This is a genomic window from Paraburkholderia sp. 31.1 (assembly GCF_014397645.1).
GTDB lineage: Bacteria > Pseudomonadota > Gammaproteobacteria > Burkholderiales > Burkholderiaceae > Paraburkholderia > Paraburkholderia tuberum.
The window spans coordinates 43,887-57,573 of the sequence record NZ_VZQN01000035.1 but is presented as its reverse complement, the minus strand read 5'-3'; the positions used below and the strand labels follow the sequence as shown (position 1 = coordinate 57,573).

Here is a 13,687-nt window from a genome sequence, read left to right as displayed (position 1 = left end):
GGCAACTTCTACTGGTCAAGCAACGTGGAGGTTCCGAGATGAAGTTCTGTAGTTTTGAGACCGCTCAGCGGCGGACTTATGGCGCCGTGTGTGACGCAGGTGTCGTGGATCTTAAGGGTGCATTGGGTGCGCAAGCACCGGAATCCCTTGAGGCGCTCATTGCAGCGATGGCCGATCATCGCTTGAGACAGGAGACGATCACGGCGGCATTGTCGGGAGTCCAGCCAATTCCATTGAACCAGGTCTCGTGGTGCCCTCCGCTTTCTCGACCTGGTAAGATCATCGGCGTCGCCATCAATAATCGGATGGGACAAGAGTTGGCATTTCGGCCGTTTGCAAATCCCGCCTTCTTTCTCAAGCCTGCCAGTTCGCTGGTAGGTTGCGGACGCCCCGTGATCGTGCGAGAAGAGTTCGGCCTGACCCACCCCGAGCCAGAGCTTGCGGTAGTGATTGGGCGCGGAGGCAAGATGATTGCGGAGTCGCAGGCGCTCGACCACGTCTTTGGCTACACCATCGTGAATGACGTGACCTCACCCGGGCTGAAAGAACAAGACAGCCTGGAGATTGTTCTTCCCGGGGTGGTCCGTGGCGGCTACCGGGAACTTTTGACCTGGCGTCACGTACGAGACGAGGAGCACGAGCGCTCGATCTATCTGACGTATCACACATTGTCCAAAGGTGCCGATACCTTTGGTCCGATGGGGCCTTGGATCGTCACGCGCGATGAAATTCAGGACCCCAATCGGCTGACGATCAACTCCTTCGACGGCGATGATCTTGTCTTCGAAGATTCAACGGCTAATTTGACATTCTCGGTACAAAGGATTATCGCCCACGCGTCCAAATACATGACGCTTGAACCAGGCGATGTGCTGCATTGCGGCACTGCGATGCAGCCGCGGATCGGTGGCAAGTATCTCATGCTGGCTCATTGGGATATCCGACGCTCAGGCAAGCCCATCTCGGTAGAAATTGAAGGCATAGGCAGACTGGAAAATCCAGTTATCGTGGAGGGCTGAAACAAGCTCAGAAAGAAGATTGATGCCTAATGCAAACGGAAAAACGAAAAGACCGTCGATCCGCACCTCGCTCGCGACCGCATCTTGGCGGCCGCGTGTGAGGTGTTTGCCGAGCAAGGATACACCGCGGCATCTATATCAAAAATGGCAAAAAAGGCGAACGTTCTATCGGGTCAATTTATAGACGCAGGCACTATTTCGACGACGCCGTTTTAAACAGGTTGTGCAGGATCGCCTTCATGTCCGGACGGAATCATCGATGACCACTCCGGCCCCTGTCCCGCTTGCGCAGTCGAGCGCTGCGCAGGCTTCGTGGCGCTACACCCGCACGGCGATGCTGCTGCACTGGATCATCGCGGTGCTGATGATCGGCAATGTCGTGTTGGGGCTCAGCGCGGATTCGCTGCCTGACGACTGGGTGTGTCCGGTGATCGATACTCACAAATCGATCGGCATCATCGTGCTCTGCCTCGTCCTGTTGCGCATCTTGTGGCGCGTGTCGCACCGGCCGCCGCCGTTGCCGGCCGACTTTCCGGCTTGGGAAATGCGCGCCGCGCACGTCGCGCATTTCGTGCTGTATCTGCTCATGATCGGCTTGCCGCTGTCGGGCTGGTTGCACGATTCGGCCTGGAAAGACGCGGCGACTCATCCGATGCGCCTGTTCAACCTGTTCCCGTGGCCGCGCATCGGCTACGTGACGCGTCTCGATCCGGCGCTGAAGGAAAGCTTGCACGATCGCTTCGGCGCCCTGCATGCGTGGCTCGGCTATGCGCTCTACGCCATGCTTCTGATGCATGTGGGCGGTGCGCTCAAGCATCAATGGATCGATCGCAAGTCGGTGCTCAAACGCATGGTGCCGTGACGGCCGTCGCTGTTCCTTTTGACGCAGGCCTTTTATCAACGCGGTATCGACAGATTCAGCAGCCATTTTGAAGAGATCACTGGAACAGGCGCTCGCGCTCATATCGCCGCGCATTCTGCCGCGCCCCGCCCCGCTGCCGAGCACGCTGATTCACCTGAGTGTCGTCGTGGTATGGCTACTGCTGTTCGCCCGGGCGTTCTTTTTGCATGAAGCCGCCGTGCTGCCCGTGACGCTTGCCGCGTTGCTGCGGCAGGTGCACGGCCTGACGCAGATCGTGATCGCCGACGACGGCTCCACCGACAACACGCGCGCGCTGCTCACGGAGCGCTTCGGCCTGACCCCGGCCGCGGACGGCAAACTGAGCGCGCCCAGTTCGCTCTATCCCAATCTGTACCGGCTGCGCGTGCCGCACGGCGGCAAGGCGCGCGCGCTGAACGCGGCGATTGCGGTGATGAGCACCGACACCGTGATGAGCGTCGATGCCGACACGCTGCTGGCCGACGACGCCACCTATGCCATGCGCGCCGCTTTCGCGAGCGATCCCACGCTGGTGGCGGCGGCCGGCATTCTCGTGCCGATCTGCGGCAAGAGCGTGTCGGGCCGTGTGTTCCAGTGGTTTCAGACCTACGAGTACATGCGCAACTTCATCGCGCGCTTTGCGTGGATGCGCGCCGACAGCCTGCTGCTGGTGTCGGGCGCGTTCGCCGCGTTCAGGCGCGATGCGCTGCTGGCGGTAGGCGGCTTCGATCCGCAGTGTCTGGTGGAGGACTACGAGTTGATTCACCGGCTGCGCCGCCATTCGGCGGATCACGGGCTCGGCTGGGCGGTGCGCGTGGTCGGCGACGCGCATGCGCGCACGGACGCGCCCGGCACGCTCGGCAGCTTTCTGCGGCAGCGGCGTCGCTGGTTCGCCGGCTTTCTGCAGACTCAGTACTGAAATCGCGACATGACCGGCAATCCGCGCTACGGCACGCTCGGGATGCTGATGCTGCCGGTCAAGGCGATCGATACGATGCAGCCGATCTACGGCTTGACCGCGTTCGCGCTGCTGCTCGGCTTTCTGTTCGGCGGGCACCGCGCGATCGTGGTGTCGATTTTCAGCGTGATCGGCCTGAAAACCGCCATCGACCTGGCGTTCTATCTCTGCTGTATCCACCTGTACCGCCGCTGGACCGGCGAACGCCCCAGCTCGAATCTGTGGATGGCCATGGCGGCGGCGCTTGCCGAGCCCTTCAGGTTCCAGCTGATTCGCCATACCGGCGCGCTGCTCGGCTGGCTGCACTTCCTGCGCGGCGGGCACTCGTGGGGCCGGCAGCAGCGCTCGGGGCTAGTGGCGCCCGACGAACACTGACGAGCCACGCCGGCTGCGCGGTTACGCCGCGAGCGTCGTCCGGTCTGCGCCGGCAGGATCGGCCGCGCTCGCGTGGCTGCCTTGCCAGGCGATTTCGACGGCAACGGCGGGCTGGCAGACACCTCGTCTCGGATGTTCGAGTAGACTGGGTTTCGATGCGGTCCCCGCGTGCGCCGTCGGCCGAGCCTGGTTCCGTTCGTGCCAGGAGGCGTCCCTCATGCATGCAGCGCCCCCGCTGGATCGCAGCACCCTCGATGCACCCGCCGAGGCGTCCCTGCGCGATTTGCACCGCGTCGTCATTCACCCCGATCAGACTGGAAAACCCAGTTATCATGGAGGACTGAAACAAACTCAGAAAGAAGATTTATGCCTAATGCAAACGAAAAAATAAAAAAAAACGTCGATCCGCAGCTCGCTCGCGACCGTATCTTGGCGGCCGCGCGCGAGGTGTTTGCCGAGCAAGGATATACAGCGGCATCGATATCAAAGATCGCAAAAAAAGCGAACGTGCTTTCGGGGTCAATCTATTGGGCGTTTGAATCCAAAGAGAGGCTCTTTGCAGAAGTCCTTACCATTACCGCAGAGGAATGGAGGCGGAAATTTAAGCCTTTTTCGGATCAGAAGACCGACCCCTATGAAAAGCTGATGGTATTCGCTTCTGGCTTCGTTCAGGCACCGGAATTTTTGCGCCTTATGATGATCGTCGCAACCGAACATCAAGCCAGTCGCCATGAAATACGGGACGCTGCGGTCAAGATCCGGCGCGAATGGAGGGATTATGTCGAGCGATCTGTGGCCCCCCTTTTAGAGGGCTATGAGTCCGACGGTGCGAAGCGCCTTGCCCAAAGAATGGGGCGAATGTTACTTCAATTGCTGGACGGCGTCTTCATGTCGCTTCAGATCGAGCAGAACGAGATGACGGCCGAACAAATGTTCATTGATGTGTCCGGCGTACTGAGACGGGAATTTGAATTTGGCCTTAGTCAACTCAATAGATAAATGGTGCAACGATTTAAGACTAACGGCTAATTATCGATGAGCAAAACTGAATTCGCGCAATGGAGTGCCAACATCGCTTTGCCCAAGTAGGCGTTCCCGAACAACTCTCAGACAACTCTCAGCGGCTTACGCAGCAAGAATCCGATGCGGAAATGGAGTTGCGTGATTTACATGGCGCATGCATATTGCCGCACGAATCCTGCAAATTTTGACGAAGTGGGGATTGGCCCGAAGACGCGGGTGCCAGAGGGAGATTTCTTGCGCCAACCGCTGCGCGAGCAGGTCAAGTTGAAGCGTCCGCTCGTGAGTTTATCCCCATTCCGGTAGGCTTGAATCGCCGGACGACGGGCAAAAACCGCCACATTCGAGGCAATGTCCTATTGGTCAGCCGTCGCCGTCCGGGGCATCGGTACACTGCATGTACTATTGGTCTGACACAACGCAAGACCGCCACGGATGTAGCATCATCCGCTGCGTCATTGCGGCCCGCTTCGAAAGCGGTTCAGGGAGACGATGGAATGCGCGTACTGATCGTCGACGATCACGAACTGTTCAGAGCCGGACTGGCGCTTCTGCTGAGACAGATCTTTCCGGACATCGAGTTGCTGCACGCGAGTACGTTGTCACAAGGTTTGAATCATGCGCTCGGCGAATTCCTGAACATCGTTTTTCTCGATCTCGACCTTCCCGATGGTCACGGTTGCGACGCGCTTGCCGAATTGAAGGAGTCGCGCCCGTCTTTACCGGTGATTGTGATCTCGGCCGACGGTAGCGTGGAAACCATTGGCCGATGCATCGAACTTCGCGCCATGGGATACGTGCCCAAATCGTCATCTCCTGAAGCGCTTCATGCGGCGATAAGCGCGGTGCTGGCCGGCGGCGTATTCCTGCCTGCGTCAAGCATCGCGACGCTCAGGCGTGACATGAGCGCAGACGACGCCCCCGCGGATGAACCTCGGCACCCCCAGTCGGGAGGCAACTCAGAAATGAGCACCGCATCTGAACTGGGACTGACTCCGAGAGAGTTCGAAACCTTGGCGTGGCTGGTGCGCGGGCTTCCATCCAAGGTCATCGCGCTGAAAATGGGGCTCGAGGACATTACCGTACGGAAATACATCAGTCATCTGCTCGCGCATTTCAATCTGCGGCGCCGTACGGAACTGATCGTGATGCTTGCAGATAGAGGGATCAAACTTGGCGTTCCGCCAGTCACGGATCCCGCACATGACAAAAGTCTGCCGGCTGTTGGGCGGCAACGAACCGGCTGACTTCAACGAGCGTGTTTTCTGGCGCGGAAGACTTGCGCAGCAACACGAAAGGCTGGGAAAAATCGCGAAGCGAGGGCGGGGAAATCAGCTCGCCCGTGATGAACGCAACGGGCAGCGCGCCCGCCCAGTCGAAACGCCGCCTGATCCGTTCGGCAAGCTCAATGCCGTTTGGCCCTTCGCGCAGCCGTATATCGGTGACGAGGACGTCGGGTGCGCGGCCTTCATCGGCCAGAATCGCTTCGAAGCCCGTCATTGACCCGGCAGTATCCACGAGTGCGCCCGCGCTGATAAACAGCCGCCGCAGACCTTCGAGAACGGTCGGTTCGTCGTCGCAAAGCAGGACGTATTTGCCCTTGAGCACGGACGTGTATGCATCATCCTTTCGGTCCTCCGTCCCGATGACCGGCGTCATTATCGAAATTGGAGCGTACAGGGAAAAGTGCGACCCGCGCCCTTCGACCGAATAGAACCTCAAGCTGTGCCCCGGCAGAATCCCAATGACCCGTTGGACGATGGACAGCCCGAGTCCCAAGCCTTTCGAGCGATCGCGGCCCGGGTTGTCAATCTGATAGTACTCGGCGAATATCGCATCCCGATGTGCGGGCGAGATACCGACGCCCGTATCCCAGACGTCGATGCGAAGCCGTTCGCCGACCTCCACCCACCCGATAACGACGCCTCCCGTACGGGTGTTCTTGATCGCGTTCGATACGAGGTTGGACAATACCCGCTTGAACAGCGAGCGGTCGCTTTCAATGGGCGGCGGGCGGCGCAAGCGCATGGTGCTTCTGATTTCGATGCCCTGCGATCTCGCCGGTTCAAGATATTGTTCAAAAACATCGGCCAGCACGGCTTGTGTATCGATCGGCGACAGGCTTGGAACGTACGAACCCAGTTCGCTGTAGTCCTGAATGTTCTTGAACATGTCGAGGATGTCGCCTGCCGTCTCCTCGATGACGTCGAGATCATGCGTTGCGGCGTGACCAGCTTCGAGCTTTGTCCGCGCGCTGCGGATGAAGAGGTTGATTGCGGCGAGCGGCTGCTGGATGTCGTGATAGGCCGATGAAAAGAACCGTTCCTTCTCTCTGACCAGCTCTCTCATGCGTTCATTCTGCCGTTTGACAGCGGAGGACGCCGCCTGAACGCGTGCGCTTGCTGCGCGCAAAGTCCGCCTGAACATAAATTCACGGCGGGCAGCGCGTTCAAACTGAATGCAGATGACAACGCCCATAAAATACATGATGGCCAGCACAGACCCACGGGACGCCCAGCCAGCGCCCACCGTGGAAGCGCCCGTCCGTGGCCAGAGAGAAAGGGTAAGGTGAAAGCTTACAACGCCCAGCCCGACTAACCACGCTGCCGTGATTGCTCGAAGTCGGAGCAATGTGAATATCGTGAAAAGGACAAGTAAAAATTCGGGGAATACTTCCCGGAAAGCCAAGGCCGCCGGGTAAAGCTCCATCAACTGCAAGAGCGTGAACCAGCAGCTCAGCATCCATACGCAAAGCAATCCGACCACCCAGCGTTCGTCAAAGGCACGCGGTCCCCACATCAAACATATCGGCACAGCCATACCCACGGCACCGGCGAGCCGCAGATAGCCAACGTGAAAGATGATGCTGGGATCGACCCGGGTCAGCAGCCACCAATCGCGGCGAGCAAACAGGATCCACAGCAGGAGGCTGGCGGCGCCAGCCAGCCTGCGTTGGCCGGCGTAGCGGCGCGCATAGTCAGTACGGAACGCGCGCTCGAGATCTGCCGAGGCAAACTTGCGTACCACGAAGCCTGACAATTTCATAAGGCCTGCCGGACCAGAAAAATCACCGTGGGATAGTGCTCCACATCGATGAGCTTTATCGCCGCACCACTGGCTGGAAAGATCTCCACCGATCGTGGCTAACGGAGCAATGCGGCGAATTGCAGCGAAAGCGATGTCGAAGGCCACGGATGCACAACGCCCTCGTCCGTAGCCGCGGTGCGATAAAAACAGAATAGCAGGTCGCCATCCCTACCATCAGCCACAAATGTATCAGCGACGTGACGTGCCCGCAGCTGGACCGTTCAGGAAGGACCGCCGTCGGGAGGCGAATGTCCGACACGTCATCGGGATCGGGATTGGGATCGGACATCGACAGTGCATACATCTTTCGTCGACGGTGGTTGTTCATCGCCTACGCATGTGCGTTGCGATGGCGTTTCGGCTGACCAAGAATGAATATGACAGCAACGCTGACAGGGCAGTCATCGAGTGCACCTGGATCGGCTGATCGTCGCAAGGAGGCCGAATCTGCGTTGGCTCGTGCGAAGAATGCTGTGGGTCGGCGAGAGAGTGAACACGCCGATCTCTTAAACTTCGAAGGAGTACTCTCATGAAACTTTATCAATCGGTTACCGTCTGTCTTGTCGTGGTGGCTGGAGTGACAGCAGATGGATGCTTCGCCCAATCAGCGACCAACCAGCAGGAGTCCGTAGCGGCTGGCAGCACCCAGCAGGCTCCGGCGGTCGCGGTTCCGGCTGCCACATCGGCAGATCCTGTTCTCCCCGGAAAAACACGCGAGCAGGTGATGCGCGAGCTGGAGGATTTCCAGAAAAATGGCGAAGCAGCGAAGATGGTCGAGCTTTACCGAGGCAGCTAGGTGAGGGGCGCGGGCCAGAAGGATGTTTCGACTATCGAACCGTCACCTTCACCGTCGTCGGCGTGTATAGATCCCTCAGTTCTGGATCTCAACGATGCTATTTCGTCGAGCGGAGGGCCGTCGAGCTGCTCAGTGTCTGGACGATCAGTTGCTGGTGCGCGGTCCTGAGAATGGTGCAGATCTATCCGGGCGACCTGGCTTGGCGGCAAGCCTATCCGATCCTGACGTTTTCCCTTTTCATGATATTCATGGCATTCCGGCTCCGAGGGATCACGGCGGCGTGGCTGATCGGGCTATGCGTTGTCAGTTACCTGGTCATGCTCTATTTCAAGCCCAGCGGCCAGAGCGTCGACGCGCGCGTGGAGTCGGTGATTGCGCACGCCACGATGGTGCCGATGATGTATATCGTCGGTTTGCTCGTCACCATTCCACTGGAACGTGCCGCGAGCGCGGGCGCGTTCGTGCACGCCGCAGAATCGATGGATGGATTTGACGTCATCCTCGCCGATGACAGCCGCATTCCCGATCTCATCGTCACCGATATCCGGCGGCGCGACGGAGCCACTGGCAAGGAGGTTGCTGATAGCATTAGGCGTCATTTCGCGTGGGCAGGCGTTATTCCCGTCGCATTTCTCACCGGCGAGCTGCTGTCCGATCGCGTCCTTCGACTTCCCCGAAGCGTGGTGATCTGGGCGATGTTCTTCATCAGACCACGATAGCGGGTCTTCACGTAACCGCAATGACGGGCGTTGCCGCAAGCGCTTCATCCAGCGCATCTCCAAACCGGATGCCTGCGGCGTCGCGCGATTCGCGGTAGCCCGCGAGCAACGCGGGATCGACGAACGCACTCGAGCCCCCGCGCCGGGCGCAAAACGACTGCCTTCCTCGTTCGTCCCCGCGACGACCTCGACAGGATGCCGTGTCGCGATGCCCGCTGGATCCAGCGCGCGAAGCACTTCGAGCCCTGCCAACCCGCCGTAAGCGCCGTCCAGGCGTCCGCCTGCGGGCTGTGTATCGATTGCCGGTCAGGACCGGTGGCAGATCCTCGAGACAGTTGCGACGAAAGAACAGGTTCGCGCAATCGTCGACGTAAGTCTCCCAGCCGCGATCTCGCGGTGTCAGCGCTTCTCGAGACACGCGCCATCGGTACGGTGTCCGAACGCGGCCAGTCGATCGATAGACAGCATCAAGCTGTCGCCGTCGAGCAAGCTGACGATTCGGGCGGCTATCGGCTGATCGCTCGTGCACGGATCGAACACTTCCTGTCTTTGCAATCGCTCTTTGCAGTGGCTTTCCAACGGAATGAACGTCGTTCAAGAGACTTGCACGAAGCGATTAATGTGCCATTGAATTCATGCCTCGCTCCGCACAGTTTCATCGCAACATGCACCGATTCGCACAGCGACGCGCACTGCAGAGGCGCAGCGGCACCAAGGTTGCGCACCGACGCATCCCATGCGAGTCCACCGAGAAAAAACTTTTTTGACGAGGACAGCTTCCGATTTTTGATTGTGCATTATGCATTGCAGCAACTACTTCACCAGTACGAGACCTTGCGAGGAACGACATGAAGGGATCGAACGCAACAGTCAACACGTTCGCGGAACCGCTGCGCGTGCGGCAACTCAGTCACGGATTTCAATCGCCCGATCGCTCGACCGTGACCATCTTCGACCGGCTCGACTTCTCCGTGGGACATGGCGAGATCGTGTCCATCGTCGGACGAAGCGGCGCGGGCAAGAGCACCCTCTTCAATCTCATTTCAGGCCTGCTCACGCCGCAGTCAGGCGAGATATCGGTCGGCAGACGCGCAGATGGGGAAGCGGGCCGCATCGCTTATATGTTGCAGAAGGACCTGATGATGCCGTGGCGCACAGTGCTGCAAAACGCGCTGCTCGGCATTGAGTTGTATCGCAAGGTCCGGCCCGATGATGTCGCCCGTGCGCGGCAGATGCTCGCGCGCTACGGGCTCGGCGCCGTCGCCGATGCCTATCCGCATTCGCTCTCAGGCGGCATGAGACAGCGCGTTGCGCTCACGCGCACACTGCTCGTCGATCCGACGCTCGTGCTGCTCGACGAACCCTTCTCCGCGCTCGACTACGAAACGCGTCTCGCACTCGAGGACGACATCATCGCGCTGCGTGCGCAAAGCGGCACGAGTGTCGTGCTCGTCACGCACGACATCGAAGAAGCCATCGCGATGAGCGATCGGGTGATCCTGCTTGGCGGGCGGCCCGCACGCATCGAAGACCAGATCGACATCGAACTGACGACGCACGGACCGCGCAATGCCGTCTCCGCGCGCGAGGCGCCCGAGTTCCGCGGCTATCACGCGCGTGTCTGGAACGGTTTGCGCGGACACGTCACCTCGCGCGACGCAGATGAAGTCGCTCCATCGAGCATCCTTGCAGGAGCCGTCCATGACTGAAGCCGTTCTGTCCACCAACGTCACGCCAAGGAAAGCCGTACGCCGTACGCGCCGCAAGTTCGGGACGACGGGCGCCGTCTTCGGTATCGTCGTTGCGCTGGTCCTTGCCTGGCAACTTGCCGTTAGCGCGGGCTGGATCAACGGCAAGCTGCTCGGCTCGCCGTCCGGCATCTATGAGGCCGCCGTCATCGGGCTGACGCAGGGCACGCTCGTGTCCGACACCTGGGTCACGCTCTATGAAACGCTGGCGGGTCTCGCCATCGGCAGCGGCCTCGGGATCGGTCTCGGCCTGCTGCTGTGGTTCCTGCCGACAGTCTCGGGTGTTGCCGAAGGATTGTCCGTCATCCTCAACAGTATTCCGAAGATTGCGCTCGGACCGCTCATCGTGATCTGGTTCGGTTCCGACGCCTCGTCGAAGATATGGCTCGCCGGCATCTCCACATTCGCCGTCGCGATGATCTCGTCCTGCGCCGCCGCGCGTGAAGTCGACAAGGACCTGCTCAATCTCTTCCATTCGTTCAAGGCGAAGCCGTCGATGATCTTCACCAAGCTCATCGTTCCGAGCGCGCTGCCGTGGATCTTCTCGACGCTGCGCGTGAACATCGGCTTCGCGTTGATCGGCGCGGTCGTCGGCGAATACATTGCATCGCAGTCGGGGCTCGGTCACGCGGTGTTCGTCGCGGGCTCGCTCTTCGATCTCAATACCGTCTGGCTCGGCATCATCGTGCTGACCTTGATGGCCTCGGTTCTCAGCTGGATCGTTCAACTCGCGGAAGCGAAGATCATTTCCTGGAAGAAAAAATGAAGAAGACACACGCTCTGCTCAATAGTATCGCGGCCGCATGTCTGGTCGCATCCGGAATCGGCGCGACGAGCGCTCAGGCCGCCGAGCCGGTGGTCATCTATCAGGCATTTCAGTCGATCCAGTACCTGCCGCTCTATGTGGCTATCGACAAAGGCATCTTCGAGAAGAACGGCCTTGCCGTGCAGAAGGTCACTGCGGGCAGCGGCGCGGCGGGCGTTGCAGCGGTGATCGGCGGTCATGCGGACTTCTCGCTGCAAGACCCGATGACCGCCATGCTCGCCAACCTCAAGGGCGCATCGCTCGTGAACGTGGCCAACGTGGTCGCCGGCGTGCCGGTGTGGGTGATCGCGCCGAAGGATTCGACGGTCAAGGGCGTCGGCGATCTCGCAGGCAAAAGCGTCTCGACCGCACTGCCGCCGTCGACGAGCACGTATCTGCTGCAACGGCTCATCAGCGAACAGAAGCTCGCGGACGTGAAGATGAACACCGTGCAGATCGGCACCGAACTCGCGCCGGTGATGGCGGGGCGCTCGGAAGCCGCCGCGCTCTATATGCCGCAAGCGGAAACGGGGCTCGCGCAGGGTTATCGCATCGTGTACGCGTTCCCGAAGGCGTATCCGGGCGGCTATGCATTCTCGACCATCGACACGCTCTCTCTCACCGTCAAGAGCAAGCCGAAGATGGTAGCCGCGTTCGTGAAGTCGATCGGTGAAGCCGAAGCTCTGATTCAGCAATCGCACGACACGGCGAAGAGCGTCGCGCGCGCCGAATTCCCATCGCTCGATCCGAAGATCGTCGATTCGGCGGTGCAGCGTCTCATCGATCAGAAGATCTATGCGGCCACGCCCGGTATTTCCGAGCAGGCCTTCCGCAATGCGCTCGATCTGCAGGAGTCGATCGGCAACATCAAACCCGGCGCAATCACTTATGCCAATGGCGTCGACAACACGTTCGCCGCAGCCGCGAGCAAGTAACGATGAATCGATCAGATCAATCATTGCTCACGACACTGCTCGCTAATCGTCACGACGAAGCCGCCGCGCGCGCGACGCTGCTGGACGCGCAGGCCCGCGCCGATGCGCTGGAGCCGTGGCTTCGGGCCTTCGTGCATCGGCCGGATACGTACGCCGTGCGCGGCGCCGTGGCGCGTGCGCTCGTGGGCGTGCCCATCGGAGTCAAGGATCTCGCCGATACCGCCGACATGCCCACGGGCTACGGCTCGCCGGCTTACGACGGGCATCGGCCCGAGCGCGACGCGCGCATCGTGTCGATGATCCGCGCGCTCGGCGGGACGGTCTTCGGCAAGACCGCGACGACCGAATTCGCCTGGCGCGGACCGGCTGCGACCGTCAACCCGTGGAACCGTGCGCACACGCCGGGCGGCTCGTCGAGCGGATCGGCGGCGGCCGTCGCAGCGGGCATCGTGCCGCTCGCCATCGGCACGCAGACGGTCGGATCGATCATTCGCCCGGCCGCGTATTGCGGCATCGTCGGCTACAAGCCGTCGTATCGCGCGGTGCCGAGCGAAGGCGTGCATCCGCTGGCTGCGTCGCTCGATCACGTCGGATTCTTCGGGCGATCCGTCGACGATGTCGCCGTCGCGCATGCGTTGTTCGTCGAAGGCGCTCTTCAGGCAGTCGAAAGCGAAGCGGCGTGGCGCGATCACTTTCCGCGCGACACTTCCGCGCTCACGCTCGGCGTCGTTCGCACGCCGTTCTGGGACGAACTCATCGCGCCGCATCAACACGCCAACTTCGATGCATCGCTGGGGACGCTGAGCGAAGGCGGCGCGCGCATCGTCGAGTTGGACTACGGCGCGGACCTGCCGCAAATGCGCGAAGCGACACTGACGATTCTCGCGGTCGAGGCGTATCGCGCCGTCGGCGATGTAGCCGCACGCGCGCCCGCGCTGATGAGCGAACACATGCGCGTGCTGTTGTCCGAAGGCCAGGCGATGCCGCTCGAGCGCTATCAGCAAGCCTTGCTGTTGCAGGCGCAGGTGCGCTCGCAGTCTGCCGCGCTGCTGCAAGGCTGCGACGCGCTCGTGACCTTGCCCGCCAGCGGTGAAGCGCCCCACGGACACGCCGATACGGGCGACGCCCGTTTCTGCGCACCTTGGAGCCTGATGGGGGCGCCCGCCGTCAATGTGCCTTCCGGCTGGAGCGATGCAAATCTGCCGCTCGGCTTCCAGATCGTCGGCGCTTTCGGCGATGATGCGAAGCTGCTGCGCGTTGCCGCGCGCATCGAAAGCATGCTGAAGTTCGAAAGACGCGCCGTCACCATTTGATCGACGAAATGCGCAACATACGATAACGACCG

Annotated in this window: 13 protein-coding genes and 1 pseudogene; 13 read left to right on the top strand and 1 reads right to left on the bottom strand. The window is 60.7% G+C overall.

The genetic code is table 11. From position 1 onward, the window contains the following. The first annotated feature begins 38 nt into the window (after nt 1-38). From F6X37_RS25210 to F6X37_RS25185, 6 genes and pseudogenes are all read left to right on the top strand, one after another. Complete coding sequence (locus F6X37_RS25210; RefSeq protein WP_187613176.1) at nt 39-1,019, top strand: fumarylacetoacetate hydrolase family protein; 981 nt, start codon at nt 39-41, stop codon at nt 1,017-1,019. Nucleotides 1,020-1,103: 84 nt separating this feature from the next. Continuing rightward, complete coding sequence (locus F6X37_RS38020; protein WP_410451427.1) at nt 1,104-1,235, top strand: TetR family transcriptional regulator; 132 nt, start codon at nt 1,104-1,106, stop codon at nt 1,233-1,235. Between the two features lie 43 nt (nt 1,236-1,278). Further along, nucleotides 1,279-1,881, top strand: coding sequence for a cytochrome b (locus F6X37_RS25200; RefSeq protein ID WP_187613175.1), 603 nt, complete (start codon nt 1,279-1,281; stop codon nt 1,879-1,881). A 67-nt stretch (nt 1,882-1,948) separates the two neighbouring features. Next, a pseudogene (locus F6X37_RS25195) lies at nt 1,949-3,232 on the top strand (glycosyltransferase family 2 protein). Nucleotides 3,233-3,598: 366 nt separating this feature from the next. Next, nucleotides 3,599-4,231, top strand: a complete 633-nt coding sequence (locus F6X37_RS25190) for a TetR/AcrR family transcriptional regulator (RefSeq protein WP_187613174.1) — start codon at nt 3,599-3,601, stop codon at nt 4,229-4,231. A gap of 518 nt (nt 4,232-4,749) precedes the next feature. Further along, the gene (locus F6X37_RS25185; RefSeq protein WP_187613173.1) at nt 4,750-5,499 is read left to right on the top strand and encodes a response regulator; all 750 of its coding nucleotides are present in this window, start codon (nt 4,750-4,752) and stop codon (nt 5,497-5,499) included. Here F6X37_RS25185 and F6X37_RS37695 read toward each other — a convergent pair. Then, entirely contained in the window at nt 5,441-7,444 is a 2,004-nt protein-coding gene (locus F6X37_RS37695; protein WP_187613172.1) for a hybrid sensor histidine kinase/response regulator, read from the bottom strand. The two genes, F6X37_RS25185 and F6X37_RS37695, sit on opposite strands and share 59 nt — an antisense overlap. 424 nt (nt 7,445-7,868) lie before the next feature. Between F6X37_RS37695 and F6X37_RS25175 the strand changes: the two genes are divergently transcribed. The 7 genes from F6X37_RS25175 (at nt 7,869) to F6X37_RS25145 (ending at nt 13,655) form a co-directional block, all read left to right on the top strand. Beyond that, nucleotides 7,869-8,135: a hypothetical protein gene (locus F6X37_RS25175; protein ID WP_184063215.1), complete on the top strand. Its 267-nt coding sequence runs from the start codon at nt 7,869-7,871 to the stop codon at nt 8,133-8,135. A 170-nt stretch (nt 8,136-8,305) separates the two neighbouring features. After that, nucleotides 8,306-8,854, top strand: coding sequence for a hypothetical protein (locus F6X37_RS37110; protein WP_262420019.1), 549 nt, complete (start codon nt 8,306-8,308; stop codon nt 8,852-8,854). Nucleotides 8,855-9,250: 396 nt separating this feature from the next. Further along, nucleotides 9,251-9,706 (top strand): hypothetical protein, encoded by a 456-nt coding sequence (locus F6X37_RS37690; RefSeq protein WP_187613171.1) that lies wholly within the window; start codon nt 9,251-9,253, stop codon nt 9,704-9,706. After that, nucleotides 9,703-10,563 carry an ABC transporter ATP-binding protein gene (locus tag F6X37_RS25160; RefSeq protein WP_090807368.1) on the top strand — a complete coding sequence of 287 codons (861 nt, stop codon included), beginning with the start codon at nt 9,703-9,705 and terminating at the stop codon, nt 10,561-10,563. Before F6X37_RS37690 ends, F6X37_RS25160 begins: the two co-directional genes overlap by 4 nt. After that, the gene (locus tag F6X37_RS25155) at nt 10,556-11,368 is read left to right on the top strand and encodes an ABC transporter permease (RefSeq protein WP_184063209.1); all 813 of its coding nucleotides are present in this window, start codon (nt 10,556-10,558) and stop codon (nt 11,366-11,368) included. Before F6X37_RS25160 ends, F6X37_RS25155 begins: the two co-directional genes overlap by 8 nt. Next, the gene (locus F6X37_RS25150; RefSeq protein WP_184063207.1) at nt 11,365-12,342 is read left to right on the top strand and encodes an ABC transporter substrate-binding protein; all 978 of its coding nucleotides are present in this window, start codon (nt 11,365-11,367) and stop codon (nt 12,340-12,342) included. Before F6X37_RS25155 ends, F6X37_RS25150 begins: the two co-directional genes overlap by 4 nt. Before the next feature lie 2 nt (nt 12,343-12,344). After that, nucleotides 12,345-13,655, top strand: coding sequence for an amidase (locus F6X37_RS25145; RefSeq protein ID WP_187613170.1), 1,311 nt, complete (start codon nt 12,345-12,347; stop codon nt 13,653-13,655). Nucleotides 13,656-13,687 lie beyond the last annotated feature (32 nt).